Source organism: Herbaspirillum rubrisubalbicans (assembly GCF_003719195.1).
GTDB lineage: Bacteria > Pseudomonadota > Gammaproteobacteria > Burkholderiales > Burkholderiaceae_D > Herbaspirillum > Herbaspirillum rubrisubalbicans.
The window spans coordinates 2,791,749-2,817,785 of the sequence record NZ_CP024996.1 but is presented as its reverse complement, the minus strand read 5'-3'; the positions used below and the strand labels follow the sequence as shown (position 1 = coordinate 2,817,785).

The 26,037-nt window shown below is 63.2% G+C and carries 23 protein-coding genes; 7 read left to right on the top strand and 16 right to left on the bottom strand.

Translation table 11 applies throughout. The annotated features are described in order from the left end of the window. Positions 1-12: 12 nt before the first annotated feature. Positions 13-1,059: a purine-nucleoside phosphorylase gene (locus tag RC54_RS12550; RefSeq protein WP_061789588.1), complete on the bottom strand. Its 1,047-nt coding sequence runs from the start codon at positions 1,057-1,059 to the stop codon at positions 13-15. 385 nt (positions 1,060-1,444) lie between these two features. On the opposite strand from RC54_RS12550, the gene copC reads away from it, so the two are divergent. The 4 genes from copC (at position 1,445) to RC54_RS12530 (ending at position 4,520) form a co-directional block, all read left to right on the top strand. Next, positions 1,445-1,810, top strand: a complete 366-nt coding sequence (gene copC, locus RC54_RS12545; protein WP_061789589.1) for a copper homeostasis periplasmic binding protein CopC — start codon at positions 1,445-1,447, stop codon at positions 1,808-1,810. Between the two features lie 8 nt (positions 1,811-1,818). After that, complete coding sequence (copD, locus tag RC54_RS12540; protein WP_244216333.1) at positions 1,819-2,691, top strand: copper homeostasis membrane protein CopD; 873 nt, start codon at positions 1,819-1,821, stop codon at positions 2,689-2,691. A 155-nt stretch (positions 2,692-2,846) separates the two neighbouring features. Next, positions 2,847-3,233, top strand: coding sequence for a DUF2946 domain-containing protein (locus RC54_RS12535; RefSeq protein ID WP_156425835.1), 387 nt, complete (start codon positions 2,847-2,849; stop codon positions 3,231-3,233). A gap of 195 nt (positions 3,234-3,428) precedes the next feature. Continuing rightward, positions 3,429-4,520 carry a site-specific integrase gene (locus RC54_RS12530; protein WP_244216332.1) on the top strand — a complete coding sequence of 364 codons (1,092 nt, stop codon included), beginning with the start codon at positions 3,429-3,431 and terminating at the stop codon, positions 4,518-4,520. Between the two features lie 54 nt (positions 4,521-4,574). Here the strand turns inward: RC54_RS12530 and nikR are convergent, their stop codons facing one another. Together nikR and RC54_RS12520 are read right to left on the bottom strand one after the other, a co-directional pair. Then, positions 4,575-5,048, bottom strand: coding sequence for a nickel-responsive transcriptional regulator NikR (nikR, locus tag RC54_RS12525; RefSeq protein WP_061789591.1), 474 nt, complete (start codon positions 5,046-5,048; stop codon positions 4,575-4,577). A 59-nt stretch (positions 5,049-5,107) separates the two neighbouring features. Then, complete coding sequence (locus RC54_RS12520) at positions 5,108-6,175, bottom strand: HoxN/HupN/NixA family nickel/cobalt transporter (RefSeq protein ID WP_061789592.1); 1,068 nt, start codon at positions 6,173-6,175, stop codon at positions 5,108-5,110. A 786-nt stretch (positions 6,176-6,961) separates the two neighbouring features. Here RC54_RS12520 and RC54_RS12515 point away from each other — a divergent pair. Together RC54_RS12515 and RC54_RS12510 are read left to right on the top strand one after the other, a co-directional pair. Continuing rightward, entirely contained in the window at positions 6,962-7,939 is a 978-nt protein-coding gene (locus tag RC54_RS12515) for a sigma-54 interaction domain-containing protein (RefSeq protein ID WP_058895517.1), read from the top strand. Positions 7,940-7,955: 16 nt separating this feature from the next. Further along, positions 7,956-8,498, top strand: a complete 543-nt coding sequence (locus RC54_RS12510) for an SPOR domain-containing protein (RefSeq protein ID WP_061789593.1) — start codon at positions 7,956-7,958, stop codon at positions 8,496-8,498. A gap of 18 nt (positions 8,499-8,516) precedes the next feature. Here RC54_RS12510 and RC54_RS12505 read toward each other — a convergent pair whose 3' ends face one another. After that, a complete protein-coding gene (locus tag RC54_RS12505; RefSeq protein WP_058895515.1) occupies positions 8,517-8,804 on the bottom strand; it encodes a 7(1) septoil knot domain-containing protein in 288 nt (95 codons plus the stop codon). Positions 8,805-8,832: 28 nt separating this feature from the next. Here RC54_RS12505 and RC54_RS12500 point away from each other — a divergent pair, with 28 nt between their 5' ends. Further along, positions 8,833-9,189, top strand: coding sequence for a hypothetical protein (locus tag RC54_RS12500; protein ID WP_058895514.1), 357 nt, complete (start codon positions 8,833-8,835; stop codon positions 9,187-9,189). Between the two features lie 34 nt (positions 9,190-9,223). Here the strand turns inward: RC54_RS12500 and RC54_RS12495 are convergent, their stop codons facing one another. The 12 genes from RC54_RS12495 to RC54_RS12440 all read right to left on the bottom strand — a co-directional run bounded on the left by RC54_RS12495 (position 9,224) and on the right by RC54_RS12440 (position 26,030). Continuing rightward, complete coding sequence (locus RC54_RS12495) at positions 9,224-9,850, bottom strand: hypothetical protein (protein WP_156425834.1); 627 nt, start codon at positions 9,848-9,850, stop codon at positions 9,224-9,226. A 73-nt stretch (positions 9,851-9,923) separates the two neighbouring features. Further along, positions 9,924-10,910: a hypothetical protein gene (locus tag RC54_RS12490; protein ID WP_123020448.1), complete on the bottom strand. Its 987-nt coding sequence runs from the start codon at positions 10,908-10,910 to the stop codon at positions 9,924-9,926. Positions 10,911-10,940: 30 nt separating this feature from the next. Continuing rightward, positions 10,941-13,133 (bottom strand): GNAT family N-acetyltransferase, encoded by a 2,193-nt coding sequence (locus RC54_RS12485; RefSeq protein WP_082803100.1) that lies wholly within the window; start codon positions 13,131-13,133, stop codon positions 10,941-10,943. 42 nt (positions 13,134-13,175) lie between these two features. Next, the gene (gene tssA, locus RC54_RS12480) at positions 13,176-14,348 is read right to left on the bottom strand and encodes a type VI secretion system protein TssA (protein ID WP_061789595.1); all 1,173 of its coding nucleotides are present in this window, start codon (positions 14,346-14,348) and stop codon (positions 13,176-13,178) included. Between the two features lie 23 nt (positions 14,349-14,371). After that, complete coding sequence (locus RC54_RS12475; protein ID WP_061789596.1) at positions 14,372-18,346, bottom strand: type VI secretion system protein; 3,975 nt, start codon at positions 18,344-18,346, stop codon at positions 14,372-14,374. 6 nt (positions 18,347-18,352) lie between these two features. Continuing rightward, positions 18,353-19,198: a DotU family type IV/VI secretion system protein gene (locus RC54_RS12470; protein ID WP_164471213.1), complete on the bottom strand. Its 846-nt coding sequence runs from the start codon at positions 19,196-19,198 to the stop codon at positions 18,353-18,355. 7 nt (positions 19,199-19,205) lie between these two features. Beyond that, positions 19,206-20,654 carry a type VI secretion system baseplate subunit TssK gene (tssK, locus tag RC54_RS12465; RefSeq protein ID WP_061789636.1) on the bottom strand — a complete coding sequence of 483 codons (1,449 nt, stop codon included), beginning with the start codon at positions 20,652-20,654 and terminating at the stop codon, positions 19,206-19,208. A 64-nt stretch (positions 20,655-20,718) separates the two neighbouring features. Next, positions 20,719-21,234: a hypothetical protein gene (locus RC54_RS12460; RefSeq protein WP_058895507.1), complete on the bottom strand. Its 516-nt coding sequence runs from the start codon at positions 21,232-21,234 to the stop codon at positions 20,719-20,721. Positions 21,235-21,236: 2 nt separating this feature from the next. Beyond that, entirely contained in the window at positions 21,237-21,629 is a 393-nt protein-coding gene (locus tag RC54_RS12455; protein ID WP_058895506.1) for a DUF4150 domain-containing protein, read from the bottom strand. A gap of 26 nt (positions 21,630-21,655) precedes the next feature. Continuing rightward, entirely contained in the window at positions 21,656-22,213 is a 558-nt protein-coding gene (locus RC54_RS12450) for a DUF3540 domain-containing protein (protein ID WP_231739088.1), read from the bottom strand. Then, positions 22,210-23,298 (bottom strand): pentapeptide repeat-containing protein, encoded by a 1,089-nt coding sequence (locus tag RC54_RS12445; protein ID WP_061789598.1) that lies wholly within the window; start codon positions 23,296-23,298, stop codon positions 22,210-22,212. The genes RC54_RS12450 and RC54_RS12445 overlap by 4 nt, the downstream gene beginning before the upstream one ends. Continuing rightward, complete coding sequence (locus RC54_RS12440) at positions 23,295-26,030, bottom strand: DUF2169 family type VI secretion system accessory protein (protein WP_061789599.1); 2,736 nt, start codon at positions 26,028-26,030, stop codon at positions 23,295-23,297. The genes RC54_RS12445 and RC54_RS12440 overlap by 4 nt, the downstream gene beginning before the upstream one ends. Positions 26,031-26,037 lie beyond the last annotated feature (7 nt).

The window sequence follows — 26,037 nt, the reverse complement described above, 5'->3', positions numbered from 1 at the left end:
GCGACCCTGCGCTCACTGGGCAGGCACTCCCTGAGACCAGCGCGCCCAGTCCGATACGATGGCTTCGACCAGCGGGGAACCAGCCCGGTAGAGGTTCTCGGTGGCGATGGCAAAGCCGCCCTGGGTCTCGAAATTGAGCAGGTTGGCCGCGTTGGAGAGGCCTGGCGGCGGACGATCGAAGTCCGACCCGGTGCGCAGCAGCGCCACCCGCGCGGGATTGACCAAGCCCTCGGCACCAGCGCGCCGCAGGGCTTCCAGGGTGGCATTGTCTTCCTGCTGCGCGGTACAGTACTGGCCGCGCCCATCGGTGAGCAGGCCGGTCCATTGGGTAGCCCGCTGGCTCAAGCGATGGCCGGAGAACCAAGTATCGCTGGAGACGGTATCGCAACGCGTGACCTGCGGCTTGGCGCGTGCCACGGCCTGCTTATAGTTGGCGCGATAGCGGGCGGCCTGCTCATCGTCGCGCAATACCACCTCGCGCGAGAGCCGATAGGCGGCCTGCTGCAAGGCGGCGTCGAGCTGGAACACCTCGGTACGATAGTCCAGCGGCGGTTTCTGGTTGGGATCGCGGGTATTGATGCCCAGGTAGCCGCCGCGCCAGTTACGGGGGATCTCGCGTGCATCCAGTTCCCATTGCAGGCCGAAGTCCACGGCATAAGCAGCCCAGGTCGCTGTGCCCAGAGTACCGTAGTCAGGGTTGATGCCGGCAATGCCGGCGATGATGAAATAGGTGTGCCGCAGGTCCAGCCGCGGGGACAAGGTCAGCGCCATGGTGGAGGCCGCCGCATTGGCATGTCCCATGCCCAGGATAGCCAGGCAGGCGCCGTCCTGGCGGCAATAGACGGGGTTGTCCGCGCCCAGGCCAGGTATCACGATCTGTTCAGTGTTGCCCCAATGCTCCAGCCAGTGTTGCGCCTCCGGCTTGAACATGGAGAGCACCATCACCTTGACAGGGCGGGGCGCGTCCGCGGCCGTTGCGCCCTGGACCCAGGCCAGGGCCAGCAGGGCCAGTGCGGCGCCGGCTCGGCGCAGGGGGCGGCTCAGCCTTGACTGGCGCATTCTCGAGAGCGCGCCGGTGATGGGTCCTCGCGGGTGGTTTGCCATGTGCAGTTCCTTGTTGGATGGATTGATAAGCGGGTGTTGAGGGGAATGGATAGGGGAAAAGTCTTGCTATGGACGTGCCGACCGCGATATTGCCATAGACGGCCAGCCGTCGGCTATGCCGGCCTCTGGCTAGAGCGCGGAGGGCTGCGGCAATTTGTCGCGCTCCTTTTTTTGTGGACGGCGTAGACTTTAGTCCTCTGTCCTCTGTCCTCTGTCCTCTGTCCTCTGTCCTCTGTCCTCTGTCCTCTGTCCTCTGTCCTCTGTCCTCTGTCTTCTTCCTTCATCGCATCCACATCAGTTCTTTCTTGTTAGTCTTTTCGTCGTTCATCAAATCAAGCTCATGAAAACAATCAAACGCCTCCTTGGACTGGCCGCGCTGGCCGGTCTGGTTCTGACGCAATCGGCCTGGGCGCACGCTCACCTCAAGACGGCCGAGCCGGCTGACAAGGCCGTGGTGGCCTCGCCTGCGGATCTGACGCTGGGCTTTTCCGAGGGCCTTAACCTGAAGTTCAGTGGCCTCAAGCTGCTGGGACCCGATCAGCAGGAAGTCAAGCTGGGCCAGGCCATGCTGATGGATGAGGGCAAGTCGTTGATGGTGTCGGTGCCTGCACGACTGCCCGCCGGCGCCTATACGGTGCAATGGCACGCCTTGTCGGTGGATGGTCACAAGACCGAGGGCAGCTACAGCTTCTCCGTGGCACCTTGATCTCTCCGGTGTTTCTGCTGGGACTGTGCCGCCTGGCGCTGGACGGCGCAGCCTTGTTCCTGTGGGGCATGGCGCTGATGCTGTTGACGCTGGTGGCAGACCCCTTGCGCACATCGCTATGGCAGCGCCTGTCCGTCTGGCGCAAGCTGCTGTGCGGGCTGGTCGCACTGGCTGTCGTCGTCAGTTTGCCGGTGCAGGCCAGCATCCTGGGTGAGGGCTGGCGCGATGCCTTGCGGCTGGACATGCTGGCCGATGTCGCCAATGGCACCTCGATTGGCACGGCATGGTGGTGTCAATTGGCGGCGCTGTTCGTGCTGATGGTGTGCTGGCGCATGAGCGGCCTGGCCAGTCTGCTGGGGTGCGCAGCAGGCAGCGGCATCCTGCTGGTCAGCCTGGCCCTGACCGGACATGCAGTTATGGATGATGGCTGCAAGCGTTGGGCCCATCAAGCCAGCGACCTACTGCATGTAGGCAGCGTGGGCGCATGGATGGGGGCCTTGCCGGTGGTCTTGCTGGTCTTGTCCAGGCAATGCCTGTCGGTGTACCCGGCGCTGGCCAAGCAGATCCTGCGGCGCTTTTCCAATGTCGGACACGCGGTGGTTGCCCTGGTACTGCTCAGCGGCCTGTGCAATACCTGGCTCATTCTGGGCGGCTTGCCGCTGGATTGGCGCTTTCCTTATCAGGTGCTGTTGGCGCTGAAGATCCTGGTGGCAGTCATGATGGTGCTCATCGCCATCTTCAACCGTTATGTTCTGGTGCCGGCCATGCGTCATGATCGCAGTGCGCTGGACCGGCTGCGCCGCTTGAGCCTTCTGGAGATCGGGCTAGGCTGGCTGGCGCTGTTGCTACTGGCCTGGCTGGGGATGTTGCAACCCAACTGAAACGCCCAGTGCTGCGGCAAATTGCCGCAGCACTGCCTCTTCCATACCATTGGCGGCGGGGGCGGCCTTATCATTAGAACGCATCTCACGCCTATTTATGAAATGAGTTCTAGTTTCTATTTTCCCTCTTGCCTACCGTATCGGGCTTACAGAACATGAGCTTGGGCCGACGCCTTCATCGATCGCTCGCATGGCTGGCGCTATGCGTGGTGGTCTTTGGCGCCGCGGCACCCACCATTTCACGGACATTGGCGGCCAATAGCCAGCTCGCCTGGATGGAAGTCTGTAGCGCCAGTGGTACCCAGCGTATTGCCGTCCCTGCAACCCGGAAAGCGGGGCAGGAACCCATTCCAGCCGATGGCAGCCATTGCGGCTATTGCGTCCTGCAGCAACATGCACCAGCGCCCCCATCGACACCGGCCAGTGCAGCGCCGCAAGTTCTGGTGCTGGCGCAGCCACTGTCCATCGTCCCCGAGTTGGCCGTCGTCCCTGAGCTTGCACCGACGGCACATCGCAGCCGCGCTCCACCAATCCTGCTCTGATCCCTGTCCAGTGTGCATGATGTGCCTCATGCCTGTCCTGTTGGCGGACCGGCTGTCGGCTGCACACGCATGAAGGGCTGCGCCAGCAACAAGCAGGCATGGGAATTCAATAGCGGATTGGCTAGCCGTTCGAGCAGGCGATCTAAGTCCCATGACATCTGACCTCTATGAAGTGAAGTCAATGCAGGAGCAAACATGTTCGACGTAATCGATAGGAGTGCCCTTCAATGCCTGCCGGTGGGCAGGCATCTGGGTATTCCTCTAATTCCTTACGTTCCCAGGCAGCTGACGGTGCAGCAGATCGGGATGCGCTATTACGAGGGGCACGTCAGGCAGCGTTGGGGTGAGCGCGGCGCCAGGGAAGTGTGGCGCATCTTTGCCCGTACGCTCGGCGAGTTCGGCCAGGTGGCCGCGCATGAGATCAATGAAGACAGCGCCGGCAAGTTCTTGAGCACGTTCCTGGACCGGCCCATCCAGGGCAGCATCACCCGGCGCGAGCTGGGGGCGGCGTGGGACTATGCCATCAAACAAGGATGGCTGCCCCCGGACACTGTCAATGTCTGGCGTCTTGTCCTGCGTGGCGCCTTCAAGAGCAAGGGCGTGCGGGTCAAGGGCGTGCATCGCGGCCCGCGCAAGCGCTTGCTGTCGGTGGCTGAACTGGCCGTACTGTTGCCCTGGTTGCGCCATTTCACCAGCGCCAATGAAGATATCTTGACCCTGTTTGCCTGGACCTGCGCGCCGGGTAAGGATATCTGCGCCATGCACGCCAGCCAGATCAGCCAGGAGCCCGATGGCTGGTGGTGGACCATCCCGCAAGACAAGCTGCGGGCACGACGACGCGATGCGGCCATGGATCATCGAGTGCCGCTGGTGGGGCGGGCACTGGAGATCGTCCGGCGTCGCGTGCAAGCCAGTAGCACGGGTTACCTGTTCGAGGGGCGCAAGGGCGGAGGCTTCGATCCCAAGAATGTCGGCGTGGCAGTCTGGAATGCCCGCGAGGATTGCGAATCGCGCCCCGACTACCAGCGTCCGCGCTTGCCGATATCGGACTGGACACCCAATGACCTGCGGCGCTCAACGGCGCAACTGCTGTTGGCCCTGGAATGTCCGCAGGAGATGGTGGCCGCGGTCCAGGGATGCCAGACCCGGCGTTTGCGCCTTGCAAATGACAGGCATAGCGATGACGCCCTCAGGCGACTCTGGCTGACCAGGCTGGCGCAAGTGCTGGAGCCCTTGATGCAAGGGCGCCTTCCAGCACCTTGGAGTGAAGAGGAACTGGCTGCCTAAGCCTGAGCTGCCTGTCATGGCTCCATCGTCCTGTGGGACGATGGAGCCATGCGGCTAGCTGTTTTTCCGCTGCGGTGAGGCCGAGGCTAGCGGGCCATGCTTGACGCGCAGGTAAGTCCCTTTTTCAGGTTCGAGGGGGACGATATGGATATTGCCGTGCCGCACCCCGGTCTGCGCGACCATCGCCTCGGCACAGGCCCGGACCTCACTCACGCGACCTTTGAGGATGACGGTTTCCAGGCAGTTGTCATGATCCAGATGCACATGCTGGGAAGCCGCTGCGACGCCATGGTGGTCGTGCTGCAACTGGTTGAGCCGGTTGGTCAACATGCGCTCATGATGGTTATAGAGATAGGTGACGGTGGCCACGCACCATTTGGCCTTGCCGCCTTGCATCTCGGATTGGCCGAGTTCTTTGCGCACCAGGTCGCGGAACGCCTCGGAGCGATTGGAATAGCCTTTGCCAGCAACGAATTTGTCGAAGTGTTCTGCCAGGTCGTCATCGACCGAGATAGTCCAGCGCTGCATTGCCATTCCCCAAAAGTGAATGTCGGATCATAGCAATGCCGCACCTGGCAGGTCAAAGTCTAGGATAGATCAGGAGCGCGCAGCTCCAGATCGTCGTAGCCACGCCATTTGTAGATCAAGAGAGAGACGATCCAGCCAATCATGAACAGGGCGATGATAAGGTAGCCGATCATCCCGAAATGCTCGCCAAGGCTGCCGATAGCGTCCCAGAACGGCCCCGACAGGTGCAACTGATCCGCAACCAAGCCCAGCACCTCGATCCCGCCCACGATCAAGGCCACCACGACCGACAGGGAGGTGATGGCCATGTTGTAGTACAGCTTGCGCACCGGTTTGACGAAGGCCCATTGATAGGCACCTAGCATCAGGATGCCATCTGTGGTGTCCACCAGCGACATGCCTGCGGTGAAGAGCAGGGGGAAGATCAGGATCGACCAGATCGACAGGCCATTGGCCGTCTGGGTGGCGGAAATGCCCAACAAGGAAATTTCGGTGGCGGTATCGAAACCCAGGCCGAACAGAAAACCGAGCGGGAACATGTGCCAGCTACGCGAGATCAGTCGGAACATCGGTCGGAAGATGCGGGCCCAGATGCCGCGCTTAGCCAGCAATATATTCAGGTCTTCTTCGTCATAGGCCCGGCCCAGACGCACCTCCCGGAACTTGCGCCAAAGAGAAATCAGGATGGCAAGATTGAAGGCCGCAATCAGCAGCAGGAAAAACGCGGAGATCAGAGTACCGATGATGCCGCCGATTTCATGGAAAGACTCCATGTGCGCTTGCATCGCCATGGTGGTCAAGGCCAGCAGCAGGCAAGCCAGGATGACCACAGTGGAATGTCCCAGGGAAAACATCAAACCGACGCTGACCGGTCTTTTTCCATCCTGCATGAGCTTGCGCGTGACGTTGTCGATGGCGGCGATGTGGTCGGCATCGACGGCATGGCGCAAGCCGAAACTGTAGGCCAGGAAAGCCGAGCCCAGCAGCAGGGGAGTCTGCCGGAAGACGGCAAAGGCAGCGACCCAGGCCGCGACGTTGAAGAGAATCAGGAAGCAGTAGATACCCCCGACTTTTTTGCGGAGATCGGGCGCTGTGTCGTCCAGCAGGGTGCGCATGACAGGGAACATGAGGCGTGAATGGCGATATAGGAGCCCGGAAGGGGGCTTCAGGGATGATTTATGAAGAATTATTTTTTTATCATACGTTATGCCGCCTCTTCCTACAATCTTTTGGGGGGATTGCTTGGGGCCATATGAAGATGTTTGCAAGCAGCCCCCATGCATGGCGCCACCATCTTCAATGACCTCCTCAGCGACGATAAATCTGAGACGGAGGGCAGCCGATCGCGAACGCCGATGATGTGATTCGCTTGCACAATGGAAGGGAAATCGCCGGCAGACATATCTGTTTGACAAGACCAAGCGGGTCCTGGACGGTACGGCCTATGAAGTCAAGCTTGCCGGTCGCCGGCAGTCGTGCAATTCCTAGGCTTTGAGATCGCCGACGCGGATCAGGACGGGAAAACCCGCTCTCTTTGATAGTTTAGAATTTCGCTGGGGTCTTACCATAGCGGGGTCTGTACGTCCTATAAGTTGCGGGGGCAACTGTAAAGACACCGTTGCGGTGATCCGGGCGCCATCCATCTGTCATGCCGACGGGGAATGTCGGGACGGCAGGTAACTCCGGGAATACTGGTCAGTAGCCATTCCATTCGCCAGTAGTGCAATCACCATGCAACGGCCAAGTGCGGAGCGCATCATTGAGCCTTAGCCGATTCGCCTCCTGTCACAAGTGTAGACATCATCGACCTGTCAATTGCTGTCAATGGATTGATACCGGTGAACGATAAGTTTCTATCATTGCTGGATCTGGGGTAGCAAAAAAATCTAATAAGATACGATGGGGCTGATCTGATGGATGATTTTCGTCGTTTGCACATGATAGGTTCGTCGCCGCAGATGGAGCGCGTCGATGCGCAGTTACGAAAGATGGCCAGCGTGGAGGCCACCGTCCTGATCGAAGGTGAAACCGGCACCGGCAAGGAACTGGCCGCGCGCGCCATCCATTATCTGGGGCCGCGTCGTGACAAGCCGTTCATTCCCATCAATTGCGGCGCCTTGCCCGAGCAACTGATCGAGAGCGAGCTGTTCGGCCATGAACGGGGCGCCTTCACCGACGCCAAGAGCGCTGCCCCGGGCCTGGTGGCAGATGCCGACGGCGGTACCTTGTTCCTGGATGAGGTGGATGCTCTGAACTACAAGGCGCAGACCGCCATCCTGCGCTTCCTGCAGGACCACACCTACCGGCGCGTAGGCAGCGGCGTGACCCGCAAGGCCAACGTGCGCATCGTCGCCGCCACCAACAACCGGCTCAATGCCCTGGTCGAAACCGGCCGCTTCCGGCGCGACCTGATGTATCGTCTCAATGTGTTGAGCATCAACCTGCCGCCGCTGCGCGAACGCGGCAACGATGCGGTGGAGATGGCACAGGCCTTCCTGTCCCGCTTTGCCCACCAGTACCGTATGCCCGATCGGCGTCTACACGCCTCGGCGCTGGATTTCATTGCGCAGTATGACTGGCCGGGCAACATCCGCGAGCTGGAAAACATGATGCATCGCGAATTCCTGATGAGCGACACCACGGATATCTATCTGGGCACGCAGCGTCCGGTACAGGGCAGTGCCGACGAGGATGTCGTCCAGTTCAAGCCGATGAAGGAAAAGATGATCCACGACTTCGAACGGCGTTACGTCCGCGACGTGCTGACCCGTGTGGATGGCAACCTGACGCGCGCGGCCAAGCTGGCAGGGCAGGAGCGCAGCGCCTTCGGCAAGTTGGCGCGCAAGCATGGCCTGAGCCCGTCCGGCACCTCGTCGGCGATCGACGGCTAAACGGGCTGCGCATGTGATGGCCAAGCTGGGCTTCATTTTGCTGGTTGTGCTGTTCGGCTCCTTGATGTTCATTGCCGGCACGCTGGCGCCGGCAGGTATCGGGCAGGGCCTGAATCAGGCGGCCGAGCAGGTGATGGCGGCGCTGCCATGGCGCAAGACTGAACAGAAACTGGAGGCGGGCGTTGCCAAGGGCGCCCCCGCCCATCTGGCCCCGCCAGCGGTTGCTGTCGGTGCCAGCAAAGCCACGCCGCTGGCGGCGTCCAGCCTGTTGATCCCGATTGTGCCACCTGCAGGCAGTACCTACGGATTGCAGGCCGGCCAGTTCCTGGTAGCGGGCGAGGCCGATACCTTGGCCAGCAGCATCAAGGCCGCGCGGCTGCCCGCGCAACAGATCGCGAACGTGCAAGACCAAGGTGGCACCCTGTGGACGGTGGTCGCCGTCGGCCCCTACGGCAGCTTGGACGACGTCAACGCTGCCAATGCTGCCGTCGCCGCGCAACTGGGCCTGCCGGGGCCGCTGCCCGTGTTACTGCTGCCGGCACCGCCCGCCAAGTCTTGAACTGCAATCGATGTCGGGCTAGAACTTCCCGTGATAGCGCAGGGCCTGCCGGCTGCCGTTCTGCCACCCGGCACGGCCCCAGTCGTCAACGAAATGGACCTTGACCTGCGCCATGCCTATGCTGGTGAAGACCAGACGCGAGGTCGCCTCATGCCGGTCCTTCGTGATGTACCAGAACCCGTCACCTTGTGCGCTGCCCTGGTCCGCAACGCGGTAAACGAGCAGGTCGGCCATGCCGAGGTCGGCCACGAGAGCCACGCGCAGTGTTGCGTCGCCCATGCTGGTGGTCTGATAGATACGTGCCATGTGATGCATGTCCTTTCTGGAGTGGAGAATGACGGTAAAGCTAGTACTCGGCCTGCGCAACAACCAGCATCGGGTCGACCTGATCAAGACGGACGAGAGCCCGCGTCCGGTGCTGGGCACGGCATCGCCGTCGACAGACGAGATGGCGCGCCGCGAGCATGTCACGCAACACTGGCGCGGCCATGCCGCTTCGCCCCGTGCGCCGCGCCTGCCCACCATCGACGAGCCGCTGGACCAGCGCACCCAGACCACACTGTACTACCGGGTCGACGAAAAGGTCAGGCAACGGCTGGATGGCCGGCGTCCGACGGCAACGGCGTCGCGTCGTGAAGAGGGGGATCCGGAGCAGGTTTCATTGCAGTCGCCTGACTTGGGGACGTTGTGACGGAGCGCAACGCCGGACGTCTTTCACCGGGATGTTATTCGTGTTTGAAGTGGGTGAGTGCCCCGGAACTGAATGAGCGCTCCAGAGCCTTCTTCTGATTGGGCTGCGTTGCTGGTCTTAGATAGGAACCGTGGAGATTAGTATATTTGCCTGGGTTGTGCAGGCCACCGGGTGGGTGAAACTCGATGTTGCGCTGGCCTGGGATCAGATCGCCCTCCGGTTTCTTTCTCGTCGGTGGTAATGGCGTCATCTTTTCAAACGCGGTGAAACCGCCTCCCGCCGTATATTCGCGGTTCTTGAGATCCGCGTTGTTAGTGAGATCGGTGAGCCTGGATTGCATGCGTGTATTCGGATCCATGTTGCCGGCGCGATAAATCAGATCTGCGAAACCGCGGATCACGGACCGCTCCTCCTGCGGCGAGTTGCCGGCCATCATCTCATGATGAGAGCGGGCTGCCTGGACCATCTGGCTGGCGTTAAGACTGTAGACGTGCGACATGATGTCGTGCGCTTCTATTTCATCGACAATGACACGTCTGCCCTGATGCACGAGCATCGCCGATTGTGATGCATGTGCCGGATGGGATAAAGGCATGTGTTCTTCGCCGATCGGTGAAACGAATCTTGTGTTGCTCCTGCGTGGATGATCGTCACTGTTCATTTCTTCATTCTCCTTTTCGCAATCCAATTTACATACAGAGCTGTCCGGTCCAGGGAAGCACAGCCGGCTTGGCTCATTTGAAATGACCACCTTTGTCTCGGCGCGCCATGTCTACCTCGTGTTCTGCCATGCAGTATTGGCAGGAGTTCGCCATGCTGCTCAGACTTTGGCTTCTCGCTCTTCCACTGATCGTTGTCTCGAACGGCTGAGGATTGGGTTCAATATGGCCGGCCGGTAATGGTGAGGAAAAGCTGTCGATATTCTTGCCGTGATCGCTGGTGGCTGTCTGCATCGCCTCCAATAACATGTCGGGCGAGGGAATATCGGATCGCTGTGGTTGCACGTCAGGGCTCATCAGGCCGGCGGCAACATGAGCCGTCAGCGACGCGCGCTTAGCGGCACAGATATCCTTGAAAAGGGTTTCGGCAGAAGGCGAGGCGACCTCTGGTACTTGCACTGGAACCAGGCGAGAGCTCCACTTGGCAGAACCACCTATCTGATCGTAGGCCTGCTGCAGCTCCAGCATGCGCGCCTGTACGGCCTCAATGAGGTCGTTGGCTTCGATCTTGCCGGAGATGCCAAATCCCAGGTGCCCATTCACATTGGCGATACCGACCTGACCGATTTTGCGTTTTTTCCACTTATCAGTCTGTTGCAGCTCGGTTTGCGCCTCTTCTGCCATGCTGGCAGTGAAGCGCAAGGCGTTGACTTCTGGCATTCCGGCCGGATGCCTTGCGGCCATGTGCGGTTGGGAACTGGACGAAAACTGGGCTTGACTCTGTAATAGAAGTCCTTTTCGGACGTCTTGTTCACGCTGTGCACCGAACTTTGTCAGTGCGTCTGTCGACTCCGCGAGCTGTTGCAATGCCTCCGTATTTAGGCGTCTCAGACTGTTGGCCCGGGTGCGATTGAGTTGTGGAGTGCCGAACGGCAGTGAGGGCTTGTTCTTACCGGTGGCCGCCGGTACATCCTGGGTGACGTCGGGGGCGCGTCCCCGTATGGTATGGCTTCTCACGTGCTCGTCGTCGGTAGTGGAGGAATGTGCAGATGCATTGTTCATGAGGGCTCCCGTGATGTTGAAAGGTAGAAATCAGTCGTGCACCGATGTTTCAGATTGATCTTCAAGCTCGATCCGGTAATCAATCGATGCACACAATTGCCGGAATTGCTGAGTGTCATGGCCATCTTCAGCTTGACCGTCCCGGCAAGCGGTGACATCGTCGGACAGTGGGAGCCGGTAGAACAGCAGATCGTCGTCCGGTGCCGCTGCGCGCAATGCCATATGGCGGAAGCCCAATCGCTGCAGGGCTTTTCGTGAACGGTGGTTGTCACGATATGCAGCCGTGAACAGTGCGGTCAGGCCATTTCTGACCGCCTGCGCAATGAACAGTCGTGCCGCTTGCTGCCCCCATCCCCGATCCTGGAAGTCGCAACCGATCCAGAAATAGAAATAGCCCGCCTGCTCCCCACGGTGCAGGCTCACCACACCGATGAAGCCCCAACTGTCGTGGATGACTGCGCAGCATTGGCGTGCGTCACTGCTGGTATGTCTGGCGATCCAGTCGCGGGCGTCCGCCACGGAGTCCAGTTCCGGCAGGCGCGTCATGACGCCGATCTGCGCATCGCGATATTGATGGAGCAGGCTGTCGGCATGCTCGGGACCGAGCGGCTCCAGTGTCAGTTCACCATCGCTGGCGATGTCTTGGTCGAACCATGCGGTGGTAAGGATGGCCTGCTGCCGATGAGGCAGTTGGTCCCGCAAGGATCTGCAGTGCGCCAGGCTGTCCGCATCGTCGGGCGCCGCCGCCGGAGCCATGTCCAGAGCCAGATCCAGCAGGGGCAAGGCACGTTCGCGCTGGCCGGTGGCGGCGTGGCACCGCGCTAGCTGATGCAGGCCGCGCACGCTCGGGCCATGCAGCAGCATGCCGTCCTGCAGACAGGCCCGGGCCAGCGCCCAGTCGCCCAGATTCGCGGCCAACGTACCGAACGCATGGGTAAAACCATCGTCGAGGATGTCCGGGACATAGTGGTGCCAGGTCTGGCGCAGCGCGGCTTGCCAGCTTGGCACGCCGCTGCTGTCCAGTGCCGCATCTTGTGCTACTCCGGCGCTCAGGCCCGCCTGCAGGACCGCGGGATCATGGCCGGATATGGTCAGCAGGTGCAGCAGGGCAGTCTGTGTCAGTGACTGATTGGTACCTGCCAGCGCCACCAGTTGTGCGGCAAGATCCGGATGTGCTGCCGCCAGTGGCGCCGCCACCGCGTCCAGCAGCGCCCCGAGCGGCACGCTGTCGGGCAGGCGACAGGCCAGATGCAGCACCATGCCGCCGTCGCTGAGCTGGTGTTGCCAGGTGTTGGCCCCGTACCGGCGCTGGTGCAGGGCCAGACTGTGATAGTTGACCGGCAAGCGGCCATGTGCCGGTGGCCAACTGCGGGGCAAGGTCGGCAGATGGGCGCGCAGTTGCCTTGCCGTGCCCACGCCATGGTCCGTCGCCAGCAGCAGGTAGCGCCTGCTCGACAAGCCAGTCAGCCGGTCCAGTTCCTCGCAGGCGGCGGTCGGAATCGGGACCGGCACACCAGCCATGTTGTCCAAGCAGTCTTGTAGCAGATGCGGATAGGGATGCTGCTGCGCGACGTCGGGATCGGCCTTCTGCCATGCATAGTCGAGCGAACCATCGCCGTCATCGACCATGATGTCGGGCGTCCATAGCTGGCCCTGGTCGGCACCGACTAGCTCGCAGCCGAGACTGCCGAACCATTGCCAGCCCAATATCACTACCGGATTGGCGAGATGCAGTAGTGTCACGCCCCGCTGCTGCAGCGACAGGCCGGCGCCTCTGTCGTGCAGCAGCCCGAGGTCGAGGCTGCCGCGCTGGAAGAAGGGTGCTAGCCAGGGATGATCGTTGCGCCAGCCGAGCGCACCGGTCTGCGGTGCACAGGCGACATAACAGACCCGCCAATCGCCCAGGCCGAAGGACGACAGATCGTCCAGAGCCTGCAGCACCTGCATCGCCAGTGCGCCGTTGGCCGGGGCGGGGTCGATGATATGCAGGGGTTCGCGCGGGTCCAAGACGCCGGCTTCCCGTTGCAGACACCAGAATTGCACGATGGCGTCGACCCAGGCCCGCACCAGTGGAGGCGCAGGTCGGGATGCCGGTGACACAGGCTGGCAGTACAGGCCTGACAGGCTCGGCAAAGTGGCCAGCCGCAGCGCAGGCACGTGCGCCGTCGGCGTAGCGTGGCAGGCCGCGTCGGGTGCTGCGGTAGAGTGATGCTGTGTGACCATCTGTATGCTCCTTGCTCCGGTGTGCCAGTGCGAACCGCGTGCTCAATGCTTTTCTGGCGACTCGGCCTGACTCAGGCCGAGCATCTCGAAGATGTTCAACTGTCCGCCCAGGCGCAGGAACAGCTCCTGATACAGGTCTACCGTGTTCATTTGACCCCATTCGGTCGCGCGCTTGACCAGATAGGGAACAGGGCTGTGCGGCTCTAGCTGCATTAGGAATTGCGCCGTCTCGGCCAGTCGTGCATAGGCTTCCATCCGGTCCCGGATAGCCGCGGCTGGAGGCGGATGCGGCTGTCCGGACGTGACCGGTGCACCATGAAGTGGATCACTGACGGCGCTGCCCTCAGGGGAGGCAGCCGGCGCGGTTGCGGGCGGTATCGCACCAAAGCCGCGCCGCTGCAGCTCGCCCGCGAACAGGGCGCGGATCTGTTGCAGGCTGAGCTGCAACGCCTGCATACCGGGGGCTTCTGTGCCGAACAGCGGGTCGATGGTCTGCGTCAGCGCCTCCAGCGCGCCCAGCGACAGGTCCAGTGCAGCCCTCCGCGCCTGCAGGAAAGCGGTGGCTGTATCCGCCAGGGCGGCAGTGATCTGGGCCACGCTGGCGACGTCCGAGTTGTCGGGCGGGCGTTGCGCCTGTGGTTGCGCGGCGGCCTGTGCCGCTTTGGCCTGTTCGTAGCGCCGAGCAAGCTCCCAGTCGGCCCAGTTGTACTGGCGCGGCTGCTCGGTAGCCGTCAGCGGCACCAATCGCATGAGGGGCAGCAGCTTGTCATTGACCCACTGGAAGATGTTGGCACGGTGTTCCAGTTCATCTTGGTCGGACTTGGGGTACAGGCCATCCCAGAAGCCCTGGCACAGTCGCTGCATCAGATGCAGGCAGGGGCCGATACCGTCGAAGCCGGACTGGTTGATCTGCGCTTCCAGCAACCACGCCGCCAGTTGCAGATCCTTGCTCTGGGTCGTCAGTGCCTGCGCGCACAGGTATTCGACCTTGTGCCAGTCGGCGCGCTTCAGTTCATGTTGCCAACTGCCCATGGGCAGGCTGGCATCATCCTGTCGGCGCGCCTGCGAGATGGCGCCGTAGACCGGGCCGCCGCGCAGCGACTGGCCGGCGGGATGCTCGCTGTCCACAGGCGCTAGCAGGTCGGCCAGACTCACGTGGAGATGGGCCTGGAAGTAGCCATCGCTGGTCGCGTCGAGTTCGGGATAGTCGGACATGCTGTTTCCTTTCGGTGAAAGCGTCAGGGCGCTGAACGCGGGAATCCCTGCGGTAGCTTTAGGCTGACCGCGGCATGGGTCTTGGGGTCGGTACCACTCAGGTTCAGGCCCACATAGAGTTTCGCGGTGCTGGTGGCAAGCTTGCCTGTCGCGTTGCCATTGCTGGTGACCGGCACAAGGAATTCCAGCATCAACTTGTTCGGTTCCTTGCTGCTGGCGACGTAGCCATTGGCCGGCTGGTGTTTCTCGATCAGGCGCAACAGCGCCCAGTCACCGCTGGCCGAGAAGGATGCCCCCAGGCCGCTGGTGTCCAGATCGGTCTGCTGCAGGTCCGGCGCAGGTTGCCATTGCGAACCGCTGGCCCAGGTCAGATCGAGCACCAGCGCCTGGCCGTAGGCCCAGTCCAGCGTCGTACCACGATTGGGGAAGGCGGCCTGCTTGCTGCCCGAACTGAGTGCCCAGTTCACCAGTTGCTCGGCACCCGACGAGTTACCAGGCTGGGCGTGGAATTGCACGGCCAGCTTGACCGGGGTACTGGCCAGCGCGGCATTGCTGTCACTGTCGGCGGGTGCCGTGGAGGTCGTCTTGGCGGCGGCTGGCGGTGTCGGCGTCAGGCTGAGCGTGCCCTGGAAGAACTTGCCGGTAGCATCCAGCTGGTTCAGGAATTGCTGCGCCGAGGTCCAGTACGGCCCGCTCAGGCCCTGCAACGATGCCCGCAGGCTGGCCCTTTGTGCCATATAGTCGGCGAAGAACTGCCGCACCGTGACCAGGCTGGCATCGGCACTGCCAAGCGGACCGAAGGGGTAGCGTCCCGCCAGCTCGCGATTGAAACGGGTCGCCAGCCTGCTATAGGCCTGCGAAGCATCAGCGTCCCGGCCGCTCTGGCAATTGGCCTGGATCAGGCTTTCCAGCTTCAGCCGATGCGCGGAAAACAGGTCGTTGCCATAATCGGCCGGCTTGTAGGTGGACAGGATGTCGGCGCAGTTGCCGGTGTCGAGATCGGGCATCTGCTTGAGGAATAGCTGATCCAGCTGCGCCACTTGGCCGGCCGGCTCCTTGAACTGGACATAACGGTTCAGCTCGTTGATGGTATTGCTCCAGTAGGCCGCACTCTGGGCATTGCCGTTACGGGCATTGTTCTGGCCCCCGCTGTTGTTTAGGTAGGTCAGGAAGGCGCTGGCGTAACCGGCCAGCACCTGGGTACGCGCTACCTGACGGGCCAGGTAGTCCTTGATCACCGGCGTGGTACCGAGGTCGAACATGGGGCCGGCGTCGGTGCTGCTGACGTCGTACAGCAGGCTGATGTCGCTCAGGTTCTGCACGCGGGCCAGGCTGTCGCTGCTGTAGCTGCCGATGCACTGGTTGAGTTGCGTGGCGCTGGCCGCGAAATTCAGACTGCGATAGCTGCGCAGCAAGCTTAACAGGGGTTCGAGCAAGGCGCCGAAATTGCTGCTTTCGCGGGCCAGCGCCTGATCCTCGCTGGCGCTGACATCGACTGCGACGACGGCCGGACCGGCAGCGATCTGTGCATGGCTGAGATTATTGTTGAGCGCGGCTTCTAGCTGGCGCAGGGCGATCCGCTGGTACAGCGGCTGCTGGCTGGCGCCACCATTGTTACTATCGCTGACCGGCGTAGACGGCTGCGCGCCGCTGATGAACTGGGTGTATTGCGTCACATAGCGGTTGGACAAGCCGATATCGCTGGCACGCCATCCGGCAACCTTGGTCTGGCAGATGAAGGGACGGGTGTCCTCGATCTGCATGAAGTCCAGCGCGAGCAGCGCCTTGAGCCCGGCCTGCTCGGCCCGCAGTTGCGTATTGAGCGCCAGCCCCTTGGCGTCCTGCGTGAACAGCGAGCCGTAGGGAGCCATCTGCATACCGCTCAGCGTCGCCAGGTTGGGGGTGTAGCAGGACGACGTACTGAAATGGCCGGTCATGCTCCGCAGTTCGGCCTCCGGATAGCCGTAGGCGCGTAGCTGGTCTGCCTGTCGCTGCAATTGCGTGGCGACGCTGGTGCAAGGATTGTCCTGCGCGCTGGAGCCCGACCAGGCACTGCCCACCCAATCCAGCCAGTGGCTGAAATGGCGCGTAGCCGGCAGTAGCGCCGTACCGGGCCGCTCTAGCTGCGTCAGCAGGTCAGCGCCGGCACCCACTTCCTGTTGCATCTCGCGCGCCAGTTGCTGGCTGTCGCGGTCCAGCTGTCCGGCCAGTTGCGCCTTCATCTGTGCCGGCAGATTCAGCGCAGTCGTGTACTGCGCCCGCCGCAGTGCCGTCTGGAGCACGGCCTTGTTGCGGGTGCTAGCCACCGACAGCGAGGCGCCGTAGACATCGTTATACAAGGCGATGAACGGTGTTAGCAGATCGTGCCGCTTCAGGTCCGCGGGCGTAATGGCGATGTCGTCGAAACGCGCTTGGTTCTGCTGCCAGCGCAGGATGGCGCCGCTGCGCGCGACTAGAGCACGGCGGGTGGTCTCGAAGGCCAGTGTGGCGCCGCTGCCCGCTGTGGCCGGTGCGACCGGCGCCGGTTCGGCCATAAGGAGCTGGGCCTGCTGCCCGAGCCGGCAGGCCACGCCGCTCAGCACCAGGTTCTGTAGCACGCCGGTGATGAGGCGCTGCGCGTTGTCGCTGCCGGCACGGTCGCCTAGCCAGGAGGCCGGTATCGGCCAGTAACGTGGATGACCGGGATAGCGGCCGATCTGTTCCAGTGCCTGTGCCACGACGTCCGAAGGCGCACAACTGGCACTGCCCTGGCTGCCATCGCCAGCTTGTTGCGCAAGCTGCTGCAGGGCGACCAGTGCGCTGTTGCCTGCAGCTTCCTGCCGTTGCAGCTCGACGCTGGCCCAAGCCAGTGCCGCGAACAGGACGACCAGCATCGTCACCCCGGTCAGTTGCAGGCGCCGCAGCAGGGTGCTGCGCGACCAGATGCCATGACGGGTAGGACGTGCCAGGCGCGGCTCGGCAAGGATCTTGCGTATCACTAGGTCGTCGACAAAGGCGATGTCGTTGCGGGCCAGGTCGTCGCCAGCGGCGATTGCCGACGCATCCTCAGCGGGCAGGGCGCCGGTGAAGTACAGGCCACGGCAGAAGCAGCCGGTCTGCCAGGACGAGGCCTGGAACACCTGCGCCATGCAGGCGCGCACCGGCTCGCGCAACTGCTGGAGGTGGCGCGGGAACAGCATGAACTGGTCGATCTGCGCCGGATCGGCATGATGATGTTTGGCGGCAGCCTGGATCTGCAAATCCCTGAGCTGCCCTGACAGGTAGTCGAAGGCGTGGTCGACCCATTGTTCGGTGGCTTCCGAGCCTGTCGTCAGCGGCATAGACCAGCCCACCATTTCGCGGCGCTGCACGGCGCACTGGGTCTGCCAGAATGCGGCGAAGCCGCTGACCGTATCCATCTCGCTGATGACCACATAGACCGGCAGCGAGAACTCGACTTGGCGTTCGAGCAGTGCAAGCTGGGCCCGCAGCGACTCGGCCAGTGTCAGGCGCTGGGCGCCGCTGTCGGCCTGCAGGCTGCGCGCCGAGACCACCAGCAGGACAGCGTCGATCGGGCGTTCCGGGCGCAACAGGTCAAGCTTGCCCAGGAAGCCTTTCCACACCAGACCAGGCTGGCTGTTGGCCTCGGCAGCGGACCAGCGTCCAGGCGGATCGATGAGCACGCCGCGCGGCAGGAACAGCCAGTCGCTGCCGTCGATGATCAGGGCCTGCTGCTGTTCCGATGGCGTCTGCCATTGGGTTGGATCGAGCGAGGCCAGCAGGCTGGATTTGCCGGCACCCTGCTGGCCGATCACGAGGATCCACGTGCTCCGGTAGCTGGATTCGCGCGGCGTCGTCAGATAGGCCAGCGGATGCCACAACAGCATCGCCAGGAGGCACCTGCAGCGTGCGACGAATGCGCCCAGCGGCTTGCGGACCGGTTTGCGCGCGCGCCAGATCAGGATGGACAGCACCAGGGCGATCAGTACGGCACAGGCGATAACGATGTAGAGCAGCATGAGGCGTCAGGGCTTCCATAGGTGATCGGGCGGGTAGAGCAGCACGATCCAGATCAGCGTGGACAGGATCAGGTAGCCCAGCAGCGCCAACTTCATGGCACGCCGCCAGCGCGACACAGGCGCCAGCCGGAGGTCCTGCCCATCGGTAATATTGTGTTGATAGGCTTGTACGAAGCCCGGTGCTGGCAGGGCGATGCCAGCCACACTGTGCTGCCAATCGGTATCGCGGGATGGGGCGGGCTGCTCCAGCCGACGCGCGCCGCCATCGGCGATGCGGAACAAGGCGTGGCAGTAGCGTTCCAGCGCCTTCGCACCTTCCGGCGTGCGGTGCTGGCCCTTGAAGCCGAGTTGAAGCGTCAGCAGAAAGACGCTGGCCAGGTCGGCGCGAAGCGGATCCTCGTCGCCGCCAGCGATGAGCTTGTCGGCCAGTTCGAAGAACATCTGTCCCGAATGCCGGGTCTTGAACATCTGGTTTTCCAGCAACACCGGAAACCAGTGCTCGGCTCCCGGCCACGACAATTCCAGCAGCAGCACCTCATCGGCCAGTGCCGCCATGAGGTAGAGCGTCGTGTTGTGCATCTTGATCTGCTGGGCAGAACCCTGGCGCCGGAACGCCAGATATTGCTCGCGCATCAGCCGTAGCAGGCGCGCCGCGGTACGGGTGGCATAGTCGGGCGCGGACAGGCTGGCACCGTCCGGCGCCAGGTAAGCGGCCAGCGTGCCGGCGCGCTGGCAACGTCTGATGGCCGCCAGCTCTTCGTAGAACGCAGTGAAGCTGGCCAATAGCACGGACCCCGATGCTGCCGGGGCCGCATCGGTGGATGTCCATTGTGGGATTGGCGCTTGATTCATCGTGACCTCAGACGGTGTCGCTGCCTTCGCTGACTTTCTGATACAGGAAGATGGCCGCAGGTGTATGCGGGCCGGCATGACCCTGGATGAACAGCGACTGCTCGGCGGCGAAGAGCTTGCTTCTTCCCGTGTCGGCCAGATCGACCACCCGGTTTTCGACGACGAACAGATCGGCCAGCGCCGGCAACTGTTGGCGGGTGACTTCATCCGTGTCCAGCGGGCGCACCCGGGCGCCCGGTACCCGCTGGCGTTGCAGCTGCGGGATCAGGCTGATGCCTGCGATGTCCGCCTGCTTCAGCCAGCGGCCGACATCGGCGCTGCTCTGGCCATCCCGCGGCTTGATCTCGATGATCAGATCATTGTCGATCTGTGGCGGCAGCTTGCAGCTAAAGCCGCCGTGCTCCTGCGCCTGGAAGGCAATGACCTCGTACTCGGCGCGCGGCGCCCGCAGACGATCCTGCTGCACTCGGTCCATTTCCGCCGCTAGGGTTTCGTCGATATAGCGCAGTGCGGCCCGGAACTGCGCCAGGCAGTCGTCATGCTGGTAAGGCGACATCTTCAGCGGCAGCGGCGAGGTAGCAAACTGGGCCACATGCCCGACCACCTCGGCCAGGCACTGGTACAGCCGCTCCGGGTGGCTGGCCGCATGCAGCAGAGCCGACAGCGACGGCAGCGCACCGCCCAGATGGCGCGCCACCATCTGGTTGCGCAGGCCGGCGCTGTTGAGCTTGCCATCCAGGCCGTAGCCACTGGCTTCGCTGGCCAGTTGCTGGGCCTGACTCCACCAGCGTTCATGACGGGCATTGAGCTGGCTGAGCAGACCGGCCGTGCCCAGGTGGCTGCTGGCCGATAGGCAGGTCATCGGCGGCAGGTAATCGTCGATGCGCAACAGTCCTTGTGCATCCCGCGTCACCTCCAGCAAGGGGCAGGCGCCTTGTCCGGGCGCCGGGTTGGTGCGGCTCAGCACCAGTTCGTAGCGTAGCTGCAGGCGTCCCACGGGGATATCGCCGTCGCCGGTATTCTCGTCGGCGGTCATCAGGCCGACCTGCGAGTCGTAGCGTCGCCCGGGGTCGGTCTGGCGTGCTGCAGCCTGGCTGCGCTCCGGCACCATCAGCCACAGGCGCATGGGAGGCTCGCCGGCACGGCAGGCGCTGACGTCGAGCTGCAGCAGCGGGTCGGGCTGGCGTATGAAATTCCCGGGGTGGCACAGCGTCACGCCATTGGGCAGCACGCATTCCAGTTCGCTGACGACAATGGTGTCCCTGACCAGTTGTACCGCCAGGTGGCGTACACCCCAGAAATGCGGCGCGATGCACGCCAGCCGGTGACGCAGATGCTCCTGCCAGTAGATATCGTTCTGTTGCATGTGCTGGGGTCCGAGCAACATGCCTTCCGACCATTGCACAGCATCCGGCAAGCGGGACGGTGCCGGTGCAGAAAGGGAAGAGCTGTTCATGGCGCTGTTCATCGCATTCATTCCTTGTTCATCGTGTCGTCGTTCATCAATCGGCGTGCCGGCCCTAGAACAGGCTCATCAGATTGCCCAACCAGCCCTTGGGCGGCGCGCCCGTGAGCGTGACCGCATCCGGCGCGAGCGTGATGCCGACTGCGCCATAAGGCGTCAGGTTGAACATCGGCTGGCCCGCAGCAGCGACATAGTTGGCATAGGCGTAGACACCGATGGCCTTGCGATAGCCGGCCGGGAAGCCGTGGTCTTTGGGCATATTGACCAGGTGCATCGGCGGGATCTGCAGGCTCACGACCTCCAGCGAGGTCGCCAGCCCAGCTACCAGCGCGTCCTTGCCAGCGAACCAGGCAGGTCCTGTCTTGGGCAGTAGAGGCAGGACGTTGATGTTGTAGACGAACACCAGATCAATGGCCGTGGCATTGTTCTGGTTGGCGCCGGCCGTGGCCGAGATGAGGATGGTCTGCAGGCCGGTAGAAGGCGGTGCACTGGCGCAGCCGGACAGCATGGCCAGCAGGAGCAGGGTCTGCAAGCGTGGCAGCGAGGGCCGGAGGCGGATTCGAATCTGCATGGTCAACTCAGGATCACCACGCAGGTCTGGGCCGGTACCAGCGTGGCGCCGACGGCATTGGCCACCTTGCCGTTCTGCGCGGTCAGGCCGGTCAAGTGCGAGGCAAACGCTTCGCCCATCATCACCTTGAAACTGCCAAGGGTGGAAGCATCCGGGCCGATGAACACCTGCGACACCACGCCGCCCATCACGCCAGGCTCATCGCCGTTACTGATGGTGCCCGGGGTCAGCAGGTTTTCCGCGAAGCCGCCGCAGATGATCACGTTGGGCACTGTCGGAATATGCGTGGTCGACAGCGCGATGTTCGGATACGGCAACGGTTCGGCCAGCGGTGGCGTCTTGCAGACATCGGGCGCGGCCATGTTCATGACGCCCAGGCTGGTGTTGGCAAACATTGCACTCTCCTCGTGATTGGGGGCGCTCAGCCCAGGCTGATGCGCTCGGCATCGATCTTGACGTCTTGCTCGGCTGTGATGCTGGTCTGCTGCCCATGCACGCGGAACAGGTCCGTGACGTCCAGCAGGTATTGCCCGACGCGGCCGATGTAGTGCTGCACGTTTTCCACCAGGCTCTCACTGACGGTGGTGAACAGGTTGCGGGCGTTCAGACGCAGCACGCCGCTACTGGCCGTGACTTCCACGTCGCCCAGCGCCGCCAGGCCCAGGTCGCCCGTGGCCACAATGCCGATCTGCGGCTGGGTGATGGTCAACTGCTGTACGCCGGGCAGGTTCAGGCAGGCGCTGGTGCCGCGCTGGCGCTGCAGCAGGTGCAGGATGTAGATGTCGCCGTGCTGGCAGACCGTGATCAATGCCTTGTCACCGACGCATGGCTTGAGCAGGCAGGACAATGCCTGCTGCGCAACCCGGCCGTCATCGAGCAGATAGTTGCCGTCGTTCAGTTCCAGCACCACCTGCGCTTCGGACCAGTTGGGGCCGAGCGGAGCGGGGGTGGCCTGCGTTGATTCGATAGCGTGCATCATGTTTCCTCCGTCGAGAGTGTTCTTGCCTGCGCCGCCAGCAGGGCGTCGTCGGTCAAGCGCATGGTTTTCCTGTCTGCCCCCGCGAAGGTGCATTGTTCTAGCTGCGCATCATGGAAATTGCTGTGATCGAGGCGGGCGTGGTCGAACGTCAGATCCCGGCCGCGCGCATGGTCGAACTGGCTGTAACGGAGATCGCTGCGCGCGAAACTTAGACCGGACAGCCGGCTCTTGCTGAACACGGCGCTACTGAAGCAGGCGTCGTTCAGCCTGCAATCCAGCAGCGTGGCCTGATGGAAGATGGCACTGTGGAAGTCGCCCTGTGCCATGTTGGCCTGCTGCAGCGTCGCCTTGGCAAACATGCCGTGGCTGGCCAGCACGCCTTGCAGATTGGTGCGCACCAGGCGTGCTCCCATGAAACTGGACTGGCTCAGGTCGGCACCTTGCAGGTCGGTGTCGTCGAGCAGGCTGTCGGTGAACATGCAGCGCTGCAGCTGTATACCGGACAGCGCCTTGCCGCGCAGGTCGGCCTTGGCCAGCACGCTGCCCTGGGCGCGCAGGCCGGTCATCGTCACGCCCTGGAAATCGATGCCTTGCAGGGACGCGCGCTCCAAAACGACGCGGCTTAGGTCTGCGCCATCGGTCTGGCACTGGTGGAAACTGCTGCGTTCGAGCCGGGCGTCGCGCAGGTCTGTGGCGGAGAAATCGCATTCGCTGACGGTGCACAGGTGCCAGTGCGACTGCTGCCAGCGGCTACCACGCAGGTCGCACTTGATCATCGTCAGCCATTTCAGATACGCCGTTGGCAGCACCGCCTGCGGCATCCGGCAGCGGATGAACGCAGTCTTGCACAGCGTGCTCCCGCTCAGATCGATACTGCTGAGGTCGCAGTCGATGAAGCTCGTCTCACTCAGGTCGCACTGCACCAGGCGACTGCCGCGCAGATCGACGTGGTTGAAGGTGAGACCACGCAGATCGCGGCCGGACAGCCGCAGGCCCTGGAAGTTGCTCTGATGCACTGGTCGGGCCATACGCCTGGCCTTGTCGATCTCGTTGTAGAACCCAGCATGGATCGTGTCGTGGCTCATGCCGCCCTCCGCTGGTCGTCCAGGCGCGTCTGCGTCAGTGTCGCCCCGGTCAGGTCGGCCCCGCTCAGGTCTGCCTGGATCAGGCTGGCCAGATGCAGATTGGCGTCGCTGAAATCGGTCTTGCGACACATGGCTTGGTAAAAGTCGGCTTGCATCGCATCGGCCCGGTGGAAGCGGGCGTTCATGAAGCGTGAATTGGCCAGCAGGGTCCGATGCAGTCGCGCCGCATCGAAATCGCAGGTATCGAAGGTGCAGCGCAGACAGTGCGCGTCCGACAGATCGGCCCCGCAAAATCGGGCACCATGCCAACCGCACTGTGCGGCGCGTAGATCGCGCAGATCGGCTCCAGACCAGTCTGCCGTGCCGCCGGCGACCACCTTGACCAGGTTGGCGGCCTGCCAGCGGCTGCCGACCAGGCTGGCATCGAGCAGGGTGACCCGCTGTAGCTGCGCCCGGGAAAAATCGGCATGGTCCAGCACGGCCTTGAGCAATACGGTCTTGTCCAGTGACGCACCTTGCCAGCTACTGTGCGGCGCCTGCGCCTGCAGCAGGCTGGCGCCGCGCAAGTCCGCCAGGTCCAGGCAGGCGGACGTCAGGTCGATGTGCTGGGCCAGGCAGTCATTGAGCCGTGCTGCGCGCAGCGTGCTGCCCTGCCAGCGGGCATGGCTGACGCGCGCCTGGCGCAGGTCGGCACCGGCAAAGCAGGTACCCGCGGCGCTGGAAGCGCACAGATTGGCGTGATGCAGGCGGGCATCGGTGAAATCGGCACCGTCGAGCATGGCACCGCACAGCACGGCGCCCTCCAGATTGGCACCGGCCAGACAAGCACCGCGCAGATCGGCCTGTTCCAGCATGACTTCGCGCAGATCCGCACCACGCAGATCGGCCTCGCGCAGATCAATGCCGGCCAGATCACGACCCGCCAGCAGGGCGCCGCCCTGATGCCATTGCCGTATCTGCAGACCCAGCCATGCGGCGACTTCCGGTGCCAGGGCCTGTGCCGGCGCGCTCGGTGTCATCGCGGCATGCCGGCCACGGCGGCGCAAGGCAGGTAGCTGCAACAGCGACTGGCTGAATTTCTCACGCAGCGACGCGATGACCGCCGGATCCTGTGGCGCAGGCAGCTTCAGGTTGGCCAGCATCGCGTCAACGGCCGGCGCCAGCGCAAGCGCCTGGCTGTCGGCAGGCAGCAGGTCGTAGGCGGGTACGCAGGCCAGGTCGAAGGCGGCATTCTTCTGTGCGACGGTGTCGCCTGCCAGCCTATGCTCTGTGGCCGTCCCGGCGTGCTCACCATAGGTGGCCTGCAGTTCGGCCTTCATCTGCTGCAGCCGGGCCATCTGCTGCTCCCCGTGCGTGCGCGCCTGGTCGGCACGCGCTCTGGCCTGCGCAACCACACCGGTAAGGTCGAAGTCACCGTCGGCGATTTCCTGGGCGCTGAGGCGGGCGCTGGTATCAGCTGTCTGCATTGCCACGGGTCCCGCTGGCACCCCGGGCGTCGGCAAGGGCAGGTCGTATCGTTCACATAGGTCCTGCTGGATACCGGCGGTGGCCGTCTCCACCCTGGCCTGGCGCGCCAGCGCCTCGGCCTGCCGCTGCGCCTCGCGCCCAGCCAGCACGGCGTCACCGGGCAGCGGCGCTAGCTGGCTCTCGTTGTACAGGTGCAGAGGCGCGGTGTCGGCGTCAGAGCGCAACGCGAACACGTCCCGGTAATGCTGCATCGACCGTGGCGCCTGCGCATCTTCATAGGCGACCATGACGGCCGTGATGTCCTGCGCTTCCGCATCGTCGATCTCGATCTGTCCGTGATAGATCAACAGGCCGATGTCCTGTTCCGGGAAGAACCACACCGTATCGGGCTGCAGTGCTACTTCCTCAAGCTCGCCACCATGCCGCTGGACGAAGCCGCGCGCCACAAAACCGGGCAGCACGCCGGCGATGCGCGGGTGCTGCGGGTGCAGGTGCTCCAGGCAATACGCTTCGCCGCCGACCAGGGGCTGCGGCAGCCATTGGTCGGCTGGTGCCCGGTTGAAGGCGAGTGGATCGGTGTCGGCGGCAAGGCCTGGCGCGTCGTGCTCGATCCAGTGCTGGTCGAAGCTGCCAAACCGCTCGCGGCGAGGGCTCCAGTGCAGCGGCAGCGGTCCGACGCCGGCCGGCGCATAGGCCTTGGCCGGGGACAAAACCGGCGCGTGCGGATCTTCCAGATTGGGCAGCACGCCTCTGTTGACCCCGAACAGCGCCGACATCGCATGGCCGGTATAGCCGCGGCCTTGCGGGTTGGCAGTGTGCCGGGGACCGCCATAGGCGCGTTCCCAGCTCAACGGCATCTGCGTGAACGGGGCTGGTTCGGACACCTGGTAGAGTGGCAACAGACTGTTGACCCAGCGACGATCACCGATGACGCGCAATTGTTTCCTCCAGGATTCCAGCTGCAAGCTGACGGTCAGTTCCGTCACCGGCTTGCCTTGCGGTGCATGGGCGCTGGCCGTCAGCAGCACCTCGCTGCGCGCCTTGGGCATGATCTCATCCACCGCCTGACCGGCGGGCAGGACATGCAGCAGTTTCTGCCATTGCTGGCTGTCTGGCAGGAACCGGAAATTCTGATCCTGAGCATCACTGGTATAGGCGACGCCCAGCCTGAAGAAGCCGAGCGCACTGACGACCAGATAGTGCTGGCCCCTGAGCTGGTAGGGCTTCTTCATCAGGCCCAGTGTGGTCGGTTTGATGTGTTTCATGGTCGGT